General features: G+C 40.0%; 16 protein-coding genes. 3 read left to right on the forward strand and 13 right to left on the reverse strand.

Annotated features, from left to right (window positions below; genetic code table 11):
* Positions 1-18 precede the first annotated feature (18 nt).
* The 5 genes from AB5618_RS16905 to AB5618_RS16925 all read right to left on the reverse strand — a co-directional run bounded on the left by AB5618_RS16905 (position 19) and on the right by AB5618_RS16925 (position 9,249).
* Positions 19-5,280, reverse strand: a complete 5,262-nt coding sequence (locus AB5618_RS16905) for a SpaA isopeptide-forming pilin-related protein (protein WP_368366926.1) — start codon at positions 5,278-5,280, stop codon at positions 19-21.
* A gap of 473 nt (positions 5,281-5,753) precedes the next feature.
* Positions 5,754-6,374: a sigma-70 family RNA polymerase sigma factor gene (locus AB5618_RS16910; protein ID WP_227176742.1), complete on the reverse strand. Its 621-nt coding sequence runs from the start codon at positions 6,372-6,374 to the stop codon at positions 5,754-5,756.
* A gap of 659 nt (positions 6,375-7,033) precedes the next feature.
* Complete coding sequence (locus AB5618_RS16915) at positions 7,034-7,261, reverse strand: hypothetical protein (RefSeq protein ID WP_005334838.1); 228 nt, start codon at positions 7,259-7,261, stop codon at positions 7,034-7,036.
* A 234-nt stretch (positions 7,262-7,495) separates the two neighbouring features.
* Positions 7,496-7,912, reverse strand: a complete 417-nt coding sequence (locus AB5618_RS16920) for a hypothetical protein (protein ID WP_242953241.1) — start codon at positions 7,910-7,912, stop codon at positions 7,496-7,498.
* Positions 7,913-7,926: 14 nt separating this feature from the next.
* Positions 7,927-9,249, reverse strand: coding sequence for a DNA repair protein (locus AB5618_RS16925; RefSeq protein ID WP_101872277.1), 1,323 nt, complete (start codon positions 9,247-9,249; stop codon positions 7,927-7,929).
* Between the two features lie 253 nt (positions 9,250-9,502).
* On the opposite strand from AB5618_RS16925, the gene AB5618_RS16930 reads away from it, so the two are divergent.
* The 3 genes from AB5618_RS16930 to AB5618_RS16940 all read left to right on the forward strand — a co-directional run bounded on the left by AB5618_RS16930 (position 9,503) and on the right by AB5618_RS16940 (position 11,245).
* Positions 9,503-9,922, forward strand: a complete 420-nt coding sequence (locus AB5618_RS16930) for a helix-turn-helix domain-containing protein (protein WP_015514776.1) — start codon at positions 9,503-9,505, stop codon at positions 9,920-9,922.
* Positions 9,923-10,004: 82 nt separating this feature from the next.
* Positions 10,005-10,529: an ImmA/IrrE family metallo-endopeptidase gene (locus AB5618_RS16935; RefSeq protein ID WP_242953242.1), complete on the forward strand. Its 525-nt coding sequence runs from the start codon at positions 10,005-10,007 to the stop codon at positions 10,527-10,529.
* A gap of 65 nt (positions 10,530-10,594) precedes the next feature.
* Positions 10,595-11,245 (forward strand): CpXC domain-containing protein, encoded by a 651-nt coding sequence (locus tag AB5618_RS16940; protein WP_015514775.1) that lies wholly within the window; start codon positions 10,595-10,597, stop codon positions 11,243-11,245.
* Between the two features lie 105 nt (positions 11,246-11,350).
* On the opposite strand, the gene AB5618_RS16945 is transcribed toward AB5618_RS16940, so the two are convergent.
* The 8 genes from AB5618_RS16945 to AB5618_RS16980 all read right to left on the reverse strand — a co-directional run.
* A complete protein-coding gene (locus AB5618_RS16945; RefSeq protein ID WP_008392833.1) occupies positions 11,351-11,560 on the reverse strand; it encodes a DUF6219 family protein in 210 nt (69 codons plus the stop codon).
* Positions 11,561-11,623: 63 nt separating this feature from the next.
* On the reverse strand, positions 11,624-12,142 hold the full coding sequence (locus AB5618_RS16950) for a ClbS/DfsB family four-helix bundle protein (RefSeq protein WP_033126079.1): 519 nt from the start codon (positions 12,140-12,142) through the stop codon (positions 11,624-11,626).
* Between the two features lie 54 nt (positions 12,143-12,196).
* A complete protein-coding gene (locus AB5618_RS16955; RefSeq protein ID WP_015514771.1) occupies positions 12,197-12,799 on the reverse strand; it encodes a Type 1 glutamine amidotransferase-like domain-containing protein in 603 nt (200 codons plus the stop codon).
* 279 nt (positions 12,800-13,078) lie between these two features.
* A complete protein-coding gene (locus tag AB5618_RS16960) occupies positions 13,079-13,477 on the reverse strand; it encodes a hypothetical protein (protein ID WP_015514767.1) in 399 nt (132 codons plus the stop codon).
* 13 nt (positions 13,478-13,490) lie between these two features.
* Positions 13,491-13,787, reverse strand: a complete 297-nt coding sequence (locus AB5618_RS16965) for a hypothetical protein (protein WP_015514766.1) — start codon at positions 13,785-13,787, stop codon at positions 13,491-13,493.
* A gap of 9 nt (positions 13,788-13,796) precedes the next feature.
* Complete coding sequence (locus tag AB5618_RS16970; protein ID WP_015514765.1) at positions 13,797-14,795, reverse strand: DUF6017 domain-containing protein; 999 nt, start codon at positions 14,793-14,795, stop codon at positions 13,797-13,799.
* Between the two features lie 78 nt (positions 14,796-14,873).
* Entirely contained in the window at positions 14,874-15,785 is a 912-nt protein-coding gene (locus AB5618_RS16975; protein WP_015514764.1) for a ParB/RepB/Spo0J family partition protein, read from the reverse strand.
* Positions 15,775-16,239 (reverse strand): ParA family protein (locus AB5618_RS16980; protein WP_368366927.1); only part of this gene is annotated, 465 nt, incomplete at its 5' end. The genes AB5618_RS16980 and AB5618_RS16975, both read right to left, overlap by 11 nt.

The raw sequence follows: 16,239 nt of genomic DNA on the forward strand, positions 1-16,239 counted from the left end.
ACGCTCATTCTTATTTAATTAGTGTTTCTTTTTTCTCATAAATGCAAGGGCTCCTGTACCAGTCGCACCAATGCCGAGAAGCATAAACCACAGCCACAGATTGGTGTTATCCCCAGTCTTTGGTGAATCACTGACAGATTTTCCACCTTCCGGTGTCTTTTCTGCCGGTTTTTTCTCATCCACCATAGTTACATGCTGTACTTCACAGGTATCCTTTACTTCGAATTCCACATCTTTTGCAACCAGATAGCCATCCGGTGCCGTTTCTTCACGGAGAGTGTATTTTCCGATCGGAAGCATTTCGATGTAATGTGCTTTCTCTGTACTGGTCCAGCTTTCCACAACTTTTCCATCCTGATCAAGGATTGTGAGTTTCGCTCCCGGAAGTTCTTTTCCGGCGATATCCTGTTTGGAGATTTTCACCTTCGTTACATCATCCTTCATCTCAACTTTCTGCACATCGGCAGTATCTTTGATCGTGAACTTTACGCTTTCAGCTGTCACGTAACCATCAGCAGGTTTTGTTTCAACCAGTGTGTATTCTTTTCCGACAGTCAGCTCACGGATCACATGTGCTTCTTTACCGGAAGTCCATTCATCCACGATATTTCCATCAGCATCTACCACTTTCAGCTTACATCCTGGAAGTTCTTTTCCGGTTGTCAGACTGGATTTGGTAAATTCAACGACGGTTGGCTGATTATCAAAGGTAAAATCATAAGTGACTGTCGGCTGATCTTCACCTGCATACTCAAAGGTAAATTCCTTTACTTCATCGTTGGTTACGAATCCGTCCGGTGCATAGAGCTCTTTTACATAGTAAGTTGCTCCTATTGGAAGATCTGCAACAAATGTGATCTTTCCTTCTTCATCCGTAGATTTCAGCTCAATGATCTCATCGGCTTCGATCAGGACTTTACCTGTTGTCTCAGACTTAATGTCTTCTTTGGCAAATAATCCAAAGATAGCGCCTTCCAATGTACGGTCAGAATCTTTTTCTTTCTTAAGTACATTGACTTCTACTCTCTGGCGGTTGTTCTGCCAGTCTTTGTCATAGACTACAACTGGTGTATTCTGATCCACGTAAGTCAGATCTACATGACGAATCTCACCATCCAGTACATGACCGTAAGCAGTTCCTGTTTCTTTCACATAGTATTTACCAAGTGGAAGATTTTCCAGTTTTGCAATACCGGTTTCATCTGTCTTGATCGTTGCGATCAGTTCATCCTTTTTATAGTAATCGTCACTGACGCCATCGGCAGCCTTAATGTCTTCCTCAGCATAGACTTCAAACGTAACATCTGTCAGTTTTCCGGTTACATAGTTGAAAATGTGTTCCACCACACCTTTGACCTTATCGGCCAGCGTAACAGAATCCAGAAATTCTCCCTTTTTGTTGATGATGAGTTCACCAACCGGTACCTCGTCCTTCATTTCCACTTTCTGAACCTCTCCGGTATCTTTGACTGTGAATGTCACATCATTGGCTACCAGATAACCATGCGGTGCAAACTCTTCATGTAGGGTATAAGTCTCACCCACTTTCAGATATTTGATCACATGCGGTGCATCTTTGGAAGATGTCCAGCTATCTACTACATTTCCATCTTTATCCGTTACTTTCAGATAAGCTCCATCCAGTTCTACACCGGTTGTTGCATCTGATTTTGTGATTTCAACAGTTGTCGGCTGGTTCTTCTTTACGGATTTTAATGTTACTGTCTGTACATCCTGCCCCTGATAAGAAGCATCAAATCTCAGTACTTCATCCGAAGATACGAATCCATCTGGTGCTTTCAGTTCTTTTACATAATAGCTTCCAAGTGGAAGATCCAGTGTACATGCTGCCTGACCTTTTTCATCAGAAGTCATTTCCTGTAAAAGAGTATCTGCTTTGACGATCACTTTTCCATCTTTCGTCTGAATGTCTTTTGCATTGTAAATACCGAACACTGCTCCGGCTACTGTATTGCCTGTCTCAGCATCCTGTTTTTCGACCGTAATCGACACTTTCTGTCGTTCATCTGTGACAGAGATTTCTTTCTCGATCACTGCGGTATCCTGATCTGCATAAGCAAATTCGACATTTTCCGGCACCGTATTTAACACATAAGTGTCCGGTGCATTCTTCTCTTTGACATAGTATCTGCCAAGTGGAAGATTCTTTACAGTTGCATAACCATCTGTATCCGTTGTAACGGTTGCCACCAGTGCATCCTTTGCAAAGTACAAAGTTCTCTGTCCATCTGCATCTACCTGATGATCGGCAGTATAGATATCCTCTGCCGCATAGACTTCAAATTCAGCACCTGCAAGTCCAGCCATTTCATACTGGAAGTCCTTATCAAATCCCTTTAACACTTCACCCTGTTTATAGATCTTTAACTGACCTTTGACCGGGGCATTGGTATATTCCACATCAATGACTGCATCTCCTGTGACAGGATCGGTCAGATAAGCAGTATCTGTATCAACTGCAACTGTCACATAGTTTTTGGATATTGTGTACCCATCGGGTGCCGTCACTTCCTCAATCCGGTAGTTGCCAGGTTTCAGATTCTTTGGCAGTACCAGGTATCCTTCCTCATTTGTGAAATAGGATTTGTGTACCGTTGGCTTCGGATAGGATGTTGTCTGTTCCACATATTTCTGGTTATCCAGGTCATATACCTTGAATTCTGTATTTGCCAGGAGTACAGATTTCTGTGTTTCTGCATCCTTTTTGATGATCTTTAATTTTGCTTTGAATTCTTTATCCAGAAGCACTCGCCATGTCTGCGGTGTATCCGGATGATTCTCTGTGATCTTCACTATAAAATCATCAACCGGTGCATAGTTGTGTTTGCTTGTGGTTTCTCTTACCACATAAGTTCCATATGGAAGCGGAATCGATCTTGCATATCCTTTTTCATCGGTAAACATTTCTGCCTGGCCATCTGCAGTCAGTACAACTGGTCTAGCTGAGTCAAAATCATAACTTCCATCTGCTTTTACTTTCAGATCACTGACAAGCCATGCTGAAAAACCAACTCCCTGCAGAAGATCTGCATCGGTCTTCCCGTTGTTTGCTACCTTGATGATCTGAAATGGCTGTTTGATGACAGTTTCTTTACATACAGAAGTTCTTTCTACTGTCGGAACAGTAGCACCTTCGTAAGTACAGTCCACCTCATGTTCTGTCGGATCCAGTACGTATCCCACCGGAGCACTAAGCTCTTTCAGATAATACTTTCCAAGATAGAGATCCGATACAGAAGCTTCGCCATTCTTATCCGTTGTCAGGGATGTGATCAGGCTGTCTTTCTTATGGATCGTTCCGGTTCTTCCATCCGGATGAACAATATCTTCCCTTGCATAAAGGCCATATACTGCACCTTCCAGCGTTGCATCACCCTGTGCTGCATTCCCTGTCTCAGCATCCTGTTTTGCAATGTTGATCTTTGCATTTACACGTTTGTCTGTTACATTTTTGGTCGTTGTCTTTCCGATAGCAAGAGTCACATTATAAGACTTTGTATCGATCTGATACCCTATTGGAACAGAGATTTCTTTCAGATAAACAACTTCCTGTGTTTTCTCCATTGTGAGCTGTGAAGCACCATTCTGATCAGTTGCAGGCATCTCTGCGATCAGCTTTGTATATGCAGCATCGGAATAGATCCCGTACACTGCACCAGCCAGTGCATTTCCTGTATCCTGATCTTTCTTTACAATGGATACTTTGCATTCTTTTGTCCAGGTTACTTTAAAATCCACATATTTCTCATTTCCGACACCTTCACCGAAAACAAGAGCCAGGTCCTGTGTTCCGGATCCTGTTACAATCTTGTAAGCAGAGTATTCTTTATCAATGCTTCCCTTCATCCGAGAAGAAAATGTAGCACTGACGCTCTCTGCCTGATCAAGTGGTGCTGTCAGATAAAACTGTGTACCTCCACTGATTTCTACACTTGCTCCTGCAGCACTTGTTTTACCGGTTGTCACATTTACAAGCTTTACACCGCTTGGCAACTTAAATGTGATTGTCTGCAGTTTATCTGCTTTGAATGTGATCACGCTTGTTCGCTGGCTGTTTCCTTCCACATAAGCCTTTACATTAGATTCGGAAAAGCTCATATCTACAGACGGAATGTCCGGCATATTTACACAATAATTGTAAAGTTCCATTGCCAGGTTCTTTCCTGTTGCATTGGTTCCGGATGCCCAGTCACTGGATCCATTTGCATAAGCTGCTGCAAGATGGGTAATGATGAATCTCTTTCCTGCCGGAAAATCCGGATGTTTCTCATCGAAGAAACCATTCTCATCACTTGCTTTTGTTCCGTAATAGCAGACCTTTGCAAGTGTCTTTCCATCGGCAAGTTTCTGGATCGTATAAGTTCCATTTCCCGGTCCTTTTTTCGATGGTTCAACACAGTATGCTGTCGCATTGATGCTTCCCCATTTCACATAATACGGACAAGTCAGATAAGAACCTAATCCATAATCTGCGTAATAGTACCAGGAACCGGCTGTGACTGTGACTGATTTTGTTCCTGTTTCACCGGAAGCAAGCATCATTGGCATATCAAAAGTAATACTTTCGCCTGCTTCAAGATCCGCAAGAGCAACTTCCTGGTCAACAGCTTCCTGCATAACCTCTGAGAGTGTGATCCCTGTTTCCGGATCAACGGTCTCCTGATTCTCCGTTGCTTCGATCTCTGCATCAAATTCTTTTTCTGTCAGTTCTGTTTTGCTCTCCGTTTCAGCAGCACCAGTTTCCTCTGTAGACGAGTCAGCCTCAGAATCCTCAGTTTCTGTCTTATCGGAAGAACCAGCATCCTGATCAGAAGAACTTTCTGACTGCGAATCTTTCTGCTGATCCGCTTCTTTTACCACGATCTTTCGATTGATCTGGTAGGTTGGGTGATCCGTTGTCTGTGGTTCTACATAATAGACTGCCTTATAGGAATTGGCATAATCGGTAGAAAAATCATTCCCGTCCGCATCTTTTGCTTCCTGAAATGTAACTTTTACTTTGCTGCCATCCTGGATCGTAAGACCGGTATAATCACTCTTTACATCGAAATTGTCTCCAACCTTGATCTCATAATCCTTTGCAGTTACCACTTCATCTTCATCCAACTGATCCTTGATCTCCTCATAATACGGAATCTTTTTTACAGATCCAGCATCATCAGAAGCATAGGCAACAGCGGGAGAGAGTACCGTCGATAGAACCGTTACTGCAGTCAGTAAACCGGACATCACCCTGCGTGCTTTCTTTTTCACGTTCATTCTCTTAAATCCTTCCTTTCTGATTCTTTTGTGTATGGTTATCTGTTAGTTTCTGCATATTATCTTTTATACGAAGATGATCGCCTCCTTTCCTGAAATTTGTGCTATTTGGGACAGTCAGCACAAGCTGAGATAACAGCACAAATATATGGCGGTACCTGTTTGTCACAAATACCGCCACATGATTTCTACTGTCATCCTCTTTTTAGATTCAGACATTTTATTTTGATTTAAGATTTAAGCGTTTTCCTGTTTTCTTTCCCGGATCCGTTCCTATATCAGTTTCCATCTCTGATACGTTTTCTTCTGGCAGACACGCAGCTTTTCGCTCTATGCATGTTCAAATCAAATATCACTCCGGGCAGGCTATTCATTTTTCAAGGTACATGAAGGTGTTCTATGCAAACCCTTCATATAACGAAACGCTCAGAGCCTGTTTTACAGTGGTCTAATTCAATTTTTTTGAAATTTTTTTAAAATTCTTCGTTTTCCGCCTTTTTTTTCATCGTTTTTAATGCTCTGTTCAGGAGGTCATTTACACTCTGTTGTTTGATTCCCAGATAATCTGCGACATCCTGCTGACGCATTTCTTCGAAATAAACCAGATTGAGTACCATCTTTTGCCTCTCTGTCAATTCCTTGATCAGCGCATGCAGAATTTCTCTGTCGATAACATCGTCAACAAAATCTTTTGAAGATCCTCTCATAATCTCCGCATCATCTGTAACATCGCTGTTAGAAAACACACCATGATTGGTGCTGATTTTGCTCTGGCTGTATGCCATACGGTCTTCAGCCTCCATCAGCAGACGGATATACCAGTTTTCATTATCAAAGAACTCTTTATTGAATTCCTTGTTATCGCCAGTTACACTCACATATTCATAGTCATCACAACTATGAAGCGGAAATACGGTTGATTGATTTCCTGCTGTATAAAGTACATATCCGTGATCATAAACAGAGATTGTTGTATCTGCATTGATCATTTCCTTTACTACAACTTTGTGTTCCTTCAAGGATTTCACGCTTGGGATTCTCTTCTCCACATCAGCAACTTTCACGATTTTTTTCAGTTCTTTTAATGTCAACATAAAGACCACCTTTCTGCCTTTCGGCTCCGGGTGGTCCATTCCATCTTTTATGAAATTTCTGCACAGACATAAAGAACTGCAGTACAAGAGGTCACGAACTCACCCGTTTTTTTTGAACGGGAGTCCGCGACTCCTTTGTAACGCATGTATCTGCGTTTAGATTAAGTTTGCCAGATTGCCTGGCTTATTCAGTTGATATGTGCATCTTCTGATTCATTCTCTGTTTGCTCTTTGCGAAACATGGAATAATCGCCCATAGCATCGTAAGGACAATGCCTTACAAATTCCTGGTATTCGATTTCAGTCATCTTTGCTTCCTCCTTTGTGTCATATTATCAAAATCTCTATTTACAATTATTTTTGCAAAAAAGAATTCAACCTCTATATAACGAAACGCTGAGAGCCTGTTTTACAGTGGGGTACGACAAAAAAATTTAAAAATTTTTCGAAATACGTCAAAAAAGCCCGACAAAACAAATACTTCAACAATCTCCAAAACCAGAAAAGACTTCTGATCTTGCAGTGTATCCGTAAATGTTTTGCCGGGCTCTTAGTGATTCCAGTCAGGTTCAGCTCCTTGACAAACTCTTGCTGTCTGGTGCGTTCTTGATGGTTCCTGCCAAATCCAACGCTTACTACAGACAGCTCATTCTATTCTGTTATGATCCCTGATTCATCATTTTTCGGGAATACGTCCGCATCCTGGACTTTAATTGTTCATCTCGGATGTGAATCGGACGAACCGACACCATATCATCCTTTACAAATATCTCCAATGTACTGCGACATTTTTTGCACTCCACTTCTGAATCGCTTTGTGCGCTCTTTTCAATAAATGCTCCACATACAGAGCAATGTACATGCCATTTAATAGCACCTGATCCCATATAGGCTTCCTCCTTTAAGCAATAAGATATTTCTCCATTTATTACTCAACGGACCAAAGGGAAATCAAATCCGCCTTATGAGCATCATGCCATCCATTCCGTAAGTGCCAAAGCTACACGAACAGCACGATTTCTATTCTGATCAGATCTGCTTTGTCGATCTGTGCATCCTTTTTTATCCTTTCACCAGCTACCACTCACTCTTTCCGGTATAAAAAATTCCGCTGTGATTAATTAACATGATATTTCAATAGTTTCAAATACATCACCAGTCAGATCACAGATGTCCTGGATCTGAATCTCGGTATCATTAATCCGTAAGTGGACTGATGGATCAAAAAATTCTACGGTTCCAGATAATGTATGGTACTGACCAATTAATGGATTCTTCCATGACTTTTGAAAATAAGTTGCCTGTATCTTCATTCCATATGCCAGGATCCTTAATTTCATATCCAACTCATTTTTCTTTTCCTCAGATAAATCTCTTTTTGGTTCATAAATGATTTCCTGTTGCCGGATTGTTTCATCCAGTCCACGAAGTGCCGCAAATGGAGCAAACTGTTTTGCCCTGCGTCCTACATCCATGGGATGTCTCCTGGAAACCGGTCTTGGTAAATATAAATACGGTTGATATGCACTTGCCAGCACTTTTTGCACCTCCTCTAAGCACGGTGACCACCTATTTGCTCGTTGCGTTCTCTATAAGTAGAACACTCTAGCAGGTTGGATCCCCGCATGATCGCATTCTTCCCATAACGCTGCTTTACATTCAATACTGCTTCCTGTAAATGCCGTTCCTTATCGGTCTGTTTGGGATCATCAAACAGGCTGTACTGCACATAACTTTCAGGAACAACCCTGTTCGCACACACCTCGATTCTTCGGATTCCGGTATATCTGTCTGCAATCCTGAGATATAAATCTTCCACTGCATCTATGATCTTTTTGGAACTGTTACTTTCTCTTTCGAGTTTTACGGTTCCTTTGGATGCCTCATGCTCATACCTGTGGTCATAGGCGATCCATAAGGTGAGAGAGCTTGTTACCAGTCCTTTTTCAAACAGATCCAGGACCAGATTATCTGTCATTTCCCTTACGATCACAAGTGCTTCATCAAAAGAATAATTTCGCATCAGCACCTGACCATTTGAAAGGCTGTGTTCCTCCGAATGATAGTTCTTGATGTCACTCATCCGGCATGTTTCATATCCCCATGCATGATCGATCAACAGCTCTGCATCAATCCCAAACATCTTATACAGCCAGTCTTCGGATCTTAAAGAAGCCATTGCAATATCGCCCATCGTATGGATTCCATAACCGGCCAGTTTTTTTTCAGTCCGGGATCCAATCCTCCAGAAGTCACTTAATGGTTTGTGATCCCATAGCTGCTCTCTGTAAGAGAATTCATCCAGGATTCCAATATGGTCATCCACATGCTTTGCTACGATATCCATTGCGATCTTAGCAAGATACAGATTGGTTCCCACACCAGCGGTTGCAGTGATACCTGTTTCTTCCATAACCTCCTGCATAAGCTTTACCGCCATTTCTTTTGCAGTGAGATGATAAAGCTGCAGATAGTTTGTCACATCAATAAAACACTCATCGACACTGTACACATGGATATCTTCTTTTGAGACGTACCGCAGATAGATTCCATAGATCTTTGCGGAATAATCCATATACAGCTGCATCCTTGGCATGGCTGTGATGTACTTCACACAATCCGGTATCTCATGGATCCGGCACCGGTTCTTGATGCCAAGAGCCTTCATAGCCGGAGTGATTGCCAGGCAGATTGTTGACTTTGATCTGGTCGGATCTGCAACCACCAGGTTTGCTTTAAATGGATCCAGCCCACGTTCTACGCATTCCACAGAAGCATAAAAGGACTTTAGATCAATACAGATAATAGAAGTCTGATCCTGACTCACATTGCCACCTCCCATACGTCTTTCCTCTTTCTGTAACATGTATCCCATTTTAACTATCAATGACTGTCTATCTTTCCTGTTTTCTTCAAAATATAGGAAATTCATTTCACATATTCATTGACAAAAGAGGAAATATTGTGTATCTTATAGGAAAGATGTTTCCCTTATCTGTGATTCACATTATAGGAGAGATATTTCCCTTTGTCAAGATTAATTTTTATTTTTTAGGAGACACATTTCCCGTTTTGCCTTGAAGCGGCTAATGAAACTTATAAGACAAGGCTTAGAAAGAGGTATGTTTATGACATTCGGTGAAAAAGTAAGATCATTAAGAAAAGAAAAAAAGATGAGTCAGCAGGAACTGGCCAGCATGGTTGGTGTTTCATATAGGACCATTCGATCCTGGGAAGTAGAAGGACGTTTCCCAAAACAAAATGTTCTGTATCAGAAACTGGCAGATGCATTACAGTGTGATGTTTCTTATCTCATGAGTGAGAATGAAGCTTTTATCACAGAGGCATCCGAACAGTTTGGTAACCGCGGTGCCAAACAGGCTCAGCAGATTCTGGAACAGGCTGCAGCTATGTTTGCCGGTGGATCACTGACAGACGAAGATAAAATAGCTTTTATGGATGAGATCCAGAGCCTTTATCTGGATTCCAAAAGACGTGCAAAGAAATTTACACCGAAAAAATATCTGAAAAACCAAGAGGAAAAATAATAGAAGGCGGGATTATTGTACACCTAATCTGTTACCTTATAGTTACAAGGATATTTCTGCCCTTTTATTTTTTACTTTTGAGGTGATTTATTTGAGAAACACTTACATATATACAGAAACAAAGAAATTAATCAAGAAATATGGAACCCGAGATCCATTTGAGATCATGGATCAGATGAACATTGTTGTCGGGGAAACTTCCAGATATAAGACACTGAAAGGATATTGTTTTATGAGCTGCAAGACGATCTATGTCATGATCAGCAGTTTCCTTTCAGAAGAAGAAAAGATGATCGTTGCCGCCCATGAATTAGGGCATATCATGCTGCATCGTTCCCAGCTGAAAATGGCTCCGATGCAAGATGATACACTCTATAATATGACGGATAATACAGAATACCAGGCCAATCTGTTTGCTGCCGATCTTCTGATTGATGATGAGGAGATCGAAGATATGGTTCAGAACGAAGACCTGGATTATTTCGGACTCTGCAGTTCTCTGAATGCAACTCCGGAACTCATGAGCTTTAAACTATACAGCCTGACAAAACGAGGCCAGGCTTATCATATGCCGATGGAGATTCAGAGTAATTTCCTGGCAAAATAATAAAGGATAAGCGCATTCTACAATAAGAAAACTATAGATTTATCTCACTGAAAGGAGGAACATTTATGTCAAGACATCATATAGAAAAGGTAACTTGTCCTTCCTGCCATCATGAGGGGGATTTTGAGCTCTGGGACAGTATTAATACTGCACTGGATCCTGAAATGAAAGAGAAGGTACTTAATCAATCTATTTTCCTTTATACCTGCCCGAGCTGTGGAGAGACCTTTCGTTTAAACTACTCCACACTCTATCACCAGATGGAAGATCTTGTCATGATTTATCTGGTTCCTGAATCAGAAGTAAAGAAGACATATGAAATATTTTATGAAAAAAATGCTTTGGCTGATTATCGTACCGAAAAGTACTTATACCGGATTGTGACATCAGCAAATCAGCTCGTTGAAAAGATCCAGATCTTTGATGCAGGTAAAGATGACAGGGTAATGGAACTTGTTAAATTACTTGCGACAGATTCTATTCTCAAAAATGATCCCGATATAGAATTTGATGAACTGCGCTTTGCTGTCGACGACGACGGAACAAATATTCTTGTAATCATTAATAAGGGTGAGATTACTGGTGCAGTTGACATTGACAATATGTATGAATTTGCTTCTTCACACTGCACTGATTTCAAAGATCTCCGCGATGATGAGGATATTGTTATCAATAGGGAGTGGATCCTTAACAAACTTACCGAAGAAGAAAATTAATAATATATTTGGTGGCTACACCCCCAAGCCCCTGTAGAATAAATAACGCCAGTACTGGATATTAAAAATCCCGCACCGGCGTTATTTATTAAAATATTTTGTTTTTTAATCTTCAACACTCTCTACTGAAACTTCTTTTTTCTTCCTACTTTTACCAGAAATCATCTTGTGTCCTGTATAAATAGCCATAATCATGCAAAGCAAAGAACTTGCTGCAAAGTACTTATGGCCTTCTTTTGATCCCTTATAACCTGTATAAAAAGTTCCAAGCATTGTAATCAGTGCACCGATAGACCAATATTTATGTGATTTCATTCAGATACCTCCTGCCGTTTTTCTTAATCATATACCTTTTAAAAGATATATACAAACTGAAAGTTATAGTGCAATCTTTTTCCATTTTCTAATCTTGGTTCTAAAGGTTCCGAACGGAGCAACTGTATTAACATGTATGAATTTGTATACTTCCCAGACAGCTGTTTTAGTTGCTTCGTCAGCCCATTTTCTCATATGTGGTTTAAATAATTCTTCATCACTCAGAGAATCAATCATTGCATAAATAGAGTTGATATTCTCATTCAATCTGTCTTTCAATTCTTGCAGTGACAGCTGAGCATATGTATCTGTGAACCATTGATATAATTCGCCAAGCTGATTCCACTTAAAATTATCCGAAGGAGTTTTGACAGGAATACCCTTTCTTTCGTCTGATTCCCATTTAATAACAAGAGTTGTCCAGCCAACCTGATAAGCAAGATTTTCTGCCGGAGTTCGATCGACCTCATCAATTCTCTTATCTTTTAAATGCTCCGGAATATCATTAAATTCTGAAATATACTTTGCAAAGCTTTTATTTATCTCGTTTTTAAGCTCGTCTTTATTCTCATATGTTCTCAATAGTCTATCTCCTCAGCTTCCGATTTTCCAGTTTCAAAAAAAGGATTTTTCAAATTAGTCTTTGCAAATAACCTTTGAACCTTCACCATCAATTACAATTCCCTGATGGTTGTTAATAGGGCATAGATTCAAATCCGAAAACTCAGTCATTATTTTCTCGGTAACTTTCTTAAATGGTGCTGTAAGATAATGCGGAAGAACATAGAAATCAATCAAATCAAGCCCTGCATCATCTTCTTGTGAGTAGTCCTCCGGCTTTTCATCCATTTGCTCGATATATTGGATGCTTGGAGCGCATATAATTGCGCCTGCCGACTCGCCGATCATCAATTTTCCATTTACCAATTCCTTTTTCAGCAACCCATCAGTTCTTGTTTTACGGAGTTGGTCCATAAGAAAGAAAGAATTTCCGCCGGTAAAATATATCACATCTGCATCTTCAAAAACAGACTGTATCGTTGAATAAGCCTCCGTTGAAATATCAATTTCAGTTACGATTGCTCCCAACTTTTTGAATAATTTTCGAGCCGAGCCGACATAACCGGTGTAGCCTTCACGCAACGAAGCTGTTGGAATAAATGCGACTTTCTTATTTTCAATTTCTTCTTTTATCAGACTTCCTACACTTGAAAAGTGCGAACATAAAAATAGTTTCATCAATATTCTCCTTTATAAATACCGATTTATTTGTTATCATCATCTTTTTTATTTTTATTCAACCATGTAGCACCAAAACACAAAGAGGTTGAACCTAGACATAGATATATAACACCCATCCCAACATCACTAGTAAAATTTAATATAGCACTAACGTAGAAAAGCAAAGACGTTATAAAATATAATAATGCTGTTATTTTGTTTCTTTTCATCATGTGCACTCCTTCAAATTCCGATTTTCACATCAAATCATTTTCTTCATTCTATCACAGAATCATGTTATTCCGCCATCAATTTTTCGAACCAGGTATCCATGACAATAATAAACTGGCCTGCACCCTGCCATTCTTGCAGCATTTCATCCAGAGTTTTGTGTTTCTCATATTTCTGCACATACACCCAGGTGGCTATACCACTAGCCTCAGAAATAATTCCTGTTATGATCTTACGCATGATGTCCTCAAATTCTGCGATTTCCTCTTTTGGAACGATGTCATAGAGATTAGGAATCTGAAAATCTTCTTTCCCACAGTTCTCATGTACATTAATCAGCTCTGCTTTCACCCTTTTTCTGGATTCCTCGGGTAATTTCAAATATTGCCAGATCATTGAGACCACTTCGGAAGGTGTGTCTTTTTTGATCGGTGGTAACTGAATAAAATCATTGTTTTCGCTCATTTTCATATCCTCCTCACGATAAAATAAAATCAATAATACTTTCTCTTGTCATATCCAGTACAGTGTCTACAAACACTCCTGCAAACAGGATCAGATACAGAATTACACTCAGCGAAAACAGGAATGCAACCTGTACCCAATCATGGTAACAGTATGCAGTCGCTATAATCAACAAAGTGAATATAAATCCAAGGATTCCTCTGACAACCGCATAAGTCTGTACTGTCATCTTCACTGCCAGGCCGATCACAAAAAGTATCAGCCATACCGGCAGTAATAATATCTTCCCAGCAAGTTTTAAAATAAACATGTGCACCTCCTATCTTGCCAGTCCTGGCATATCATGGTTCACCTCTGCCTGATAATACCCGTTCATCGTTGACGGTGCATTAAACAGGGCTGCTAATAAATATTTCTTGATGTTCTTCACCTTTGTGGTGTTACCACTCATACAGTGTAAGACATACTCGATATGTGAATAGGTCAGCATCAGAAATTTTTTCTTCACCAGTGATGCCGGATACCAGTTGCTGGCAATCAAGATCTTGTCATTTTTACACATCACAGTCTCTACGATCAGGTTCACGATTTCATCTACCTGCCGCATATCGTCATGATGGGTTACTTCCAGTGATTCATAATCAATGGTCTCTTTGACAAGGTTTTCATAAGCCTGATAATCCTCAGAGCGGTTATCGCTATCAAATCTTTTCTCATCCACAGATATGATATGATTAGATTTATTATCATTCATTTCAGTATCACTAAGATTAGTATTATTAGGGTTTGAAATGTAAACTTCTTGAAGTTTGTTTTCGGGACTTCTAGAAGTTTGATTTTGGGACTTCATGAAGTTTGAATTGTAAACTTCTGTAGGTTCCTCATTTTCCAAAGAAGTTTGTTTTTTAAACTTCTTTAATTCCTCTTCAAATTTTTTCTCATCTGTTTTCTCGGGCATAAAGGTTTTCACGTAGATAACGTTCACCTTTCCAAATCCCTGTCTGCGTTTTTCAATCAAACCAATTCCTGTTTCGTCATCCAGTTCTCTCATGGATTTGATGGCTTTATTTCTGCCACAGTTCAGTAATTCCATGATATCTTCGATGGAAAAATAGATATATGCTCTGTTTTTGTCATCAAACCACTGATTCTTGATGGAAAGAGACATTCGATCCAACATCAGTCCATATAAAATTTTAGCATCGCTCGATAAATCTTTAAAATAACTGTCTGTAAATAATGCTTTTGGTATGCGGTAGAAGCTGAACTGATCAGCTTCGGTACCGTAAAAATAATTAAATGTCATTTTTTTCTCCATAGTTTCCTCCTTTCATTTTTTGCTAAGAAGTCCTCTTTTTAAACTTCTTTGACTTTGTTTTCTTAGCATTTTCTATCCTTAACAGGACTGTTCCTGCATCCATTTTTCTAATAATGATTCAATCACCTGCTCCATATCTTTGGCTGTATAATCATCCGGAAAGTACTTTGTCAGTTTCTTTTCTGAGAAAGTAAGAGATCGGGATACTTTCTTTGCCATCACACAGTTATTGAAAATTGATAACATCTGGATCTGATTGATTGGTCCATCATTCAGCTGATTTCTGAGTGCTGCAATCTGTTTTGGTTTGATAAATCCTGTGTCGCAGATATATTCGTAAATCCATCCCTGTACTTCCTTATCGATGTAAGAGATATCTACAGCAACCGTGAATTGAAGCTTTTTGTTATCTACCAGATCAAGAAGTTCAGGAATCAATTCTGTCAGGCGAATGTAACGCTGAATCTGTTTAGAACTTTCTCCAACTTGCTCTGCTAATACATCCCTAGATACAGTTCCTATTAAATTCTGGTCATTTTGGCCAGAATTACTTTTTGGTCTTCCTGCTTGTCTTTTCATAGCTGCTAATTTCATCTTATAAGCAAAAGCTTTCTCACTCGGCAACAGTTCCTCTCGCTGAATGTTAGCGTCCACCATCGCCACAATGGCATCATCATCCGATAATTCTCTTACGATTGCCGGAATAGTCGTAAGTCCTGCAAGCTGTGCTGCATGCATTCTTCTGTGACCGGATACCATTTCATATTCTTCATTTTCATCCATGCGAAGCAGTACCGGAGTCAGTACTCCATTGATCTTTACACTTTCAACCAGATCCTGCATCTTTTCATCATCCAGCACCTTGAACGGATGATTCTTAAACGGATGGATCTTACTAATTTCTATCTCCATTGCTGACTCTTCATTTACCACACCAAGCAGTTCATCAATACTTGCCAGTTTAATCTTTTCGCCACTTCTATTTTTCATTACTCAAAACCTCCTGTGTCAATTTCATATATGCCTCGGCAACTTTTCCTTTCGGACAGTGCATGTAAATACTTTTTCCCTCTGCACTGGTCTCAGCTGCTTTTACAGACATCGGGATCACATTTTCAAATACTTCAATCTGGCTTCCGTAGGTTGTATGTACTCTCGATGCAATGTCTCTTGCGTAATTGGTTCTGAAATCTACCATAGTCAGGAGAATGCCCTCAATCGCCAGTTTCCGGTTCAGTCTTTTCTTTACTGTAAGAATGGTCTTGATCAGCTGCTGAAGTCCTTTAACAGGCAGATATGCGGCCTGTACAGGTATCAGCACAGAATCAGAGGAGACCAGTGCATTGATTGTCATCATACCAAGGCTTGGCATACAGTCGATCAGGATATAATCGTATCGGCATCTTATCGCATCGATATATTCCTTCATGATCATTTCTCTGCT

Origin of the sequence: Ruminococcus sp. J1101004sp1_RTP21198st1_B9_RTP21198_201120 (assembly GCF_040924245.1) — a bacterium.
GTDB lineage: Bacteria > Bacillota > Clostridia > Lachnospirales > Lachnospiraceae > Blautia_A > Blautia_A faecis.

Coding starts and splice junctions, on each gene's coding strand:
- AB5618_RS16945 (WP_008392833.1), bottom strand. CDS start 11,560: ATGAAATCACATAAATATTGGTCTATCGGTGCACTGATTACAATGCTT.
- AB5618_RS16940 (WP_015514775.1), top strand. CDS start 10,595: ATGTCAAGACATCATATAGAAAAGGTAACTTGTCCTTCCTGCCATCAT.
- AB5618_RS16960 (WP_015514767.1), bottom strand. CDS start 13,477: ATGAGCGAAAACAATGATTTTATTCAGTTACCACCGATCAAAAAAGAC.
- AB5618_RS16925 (WP_101872277.1), bottom strand. CDS start 9,249: ATGGGATACATGTTACAGAAAGAGGAAAGACGTATGGGAGGTGGCAAT.
- AB5618_RS16970 (WP_015514765.1), bottom strand. CDS start 14,795: ATGGAGAAAAAAATGACATTTAATTATTTTTACGGTACCGAAGCTGAT.
- AB5618_RS16930 (WP_015514776.1), top strand. CDS start 9,503: ATGACATTCGGTGAAAAAGTAAGATCATTAAGAAAAGAAAAAAAGATG.
- AB5618_RS16915 (WP_005334838.1), bottom strand. CDS start 7,261: ATGGGATCAGGTGCTATTAAATGGCATGTACATTGCTCTGTATGTGGA.
- AB5618_RS16955 (WP_015514771.1), bottom strand. CDS start 12,799: ATGAAACTATTTTTATGTTCGCACTTTTCAAGTGTAGGAAGTCTGATA.
- AB5618_RS16965 (WP_015514766.1), bottom strand. CDS start 13,787: ATGTTTATTTTAAAACTTGCTGGGAAGATATTATTACTGCCGGTATGG.
- AB5618_RS16910 (WP_227176742.1), bottom strand. CDS start 6,374: ATGTTGACATTAAAAGAACTGAAAAAAATCGTGAAAGTTGCTGATGTG.
- AB5618_RS16905 (WP_368366926.1), bottom strand. CDS start 5,280: ATGAACGTGAAAAAGAAAGCACGCAGGGTGATGTCCGGTTTACTGACT.
- AB5618_RS16975 (WP_015514764.1), bottom strand. CDS start 15,785: ATGAAAAATAGAAGTGGCGAAAAGATTAAACTGGCAAGTATTGATGAA.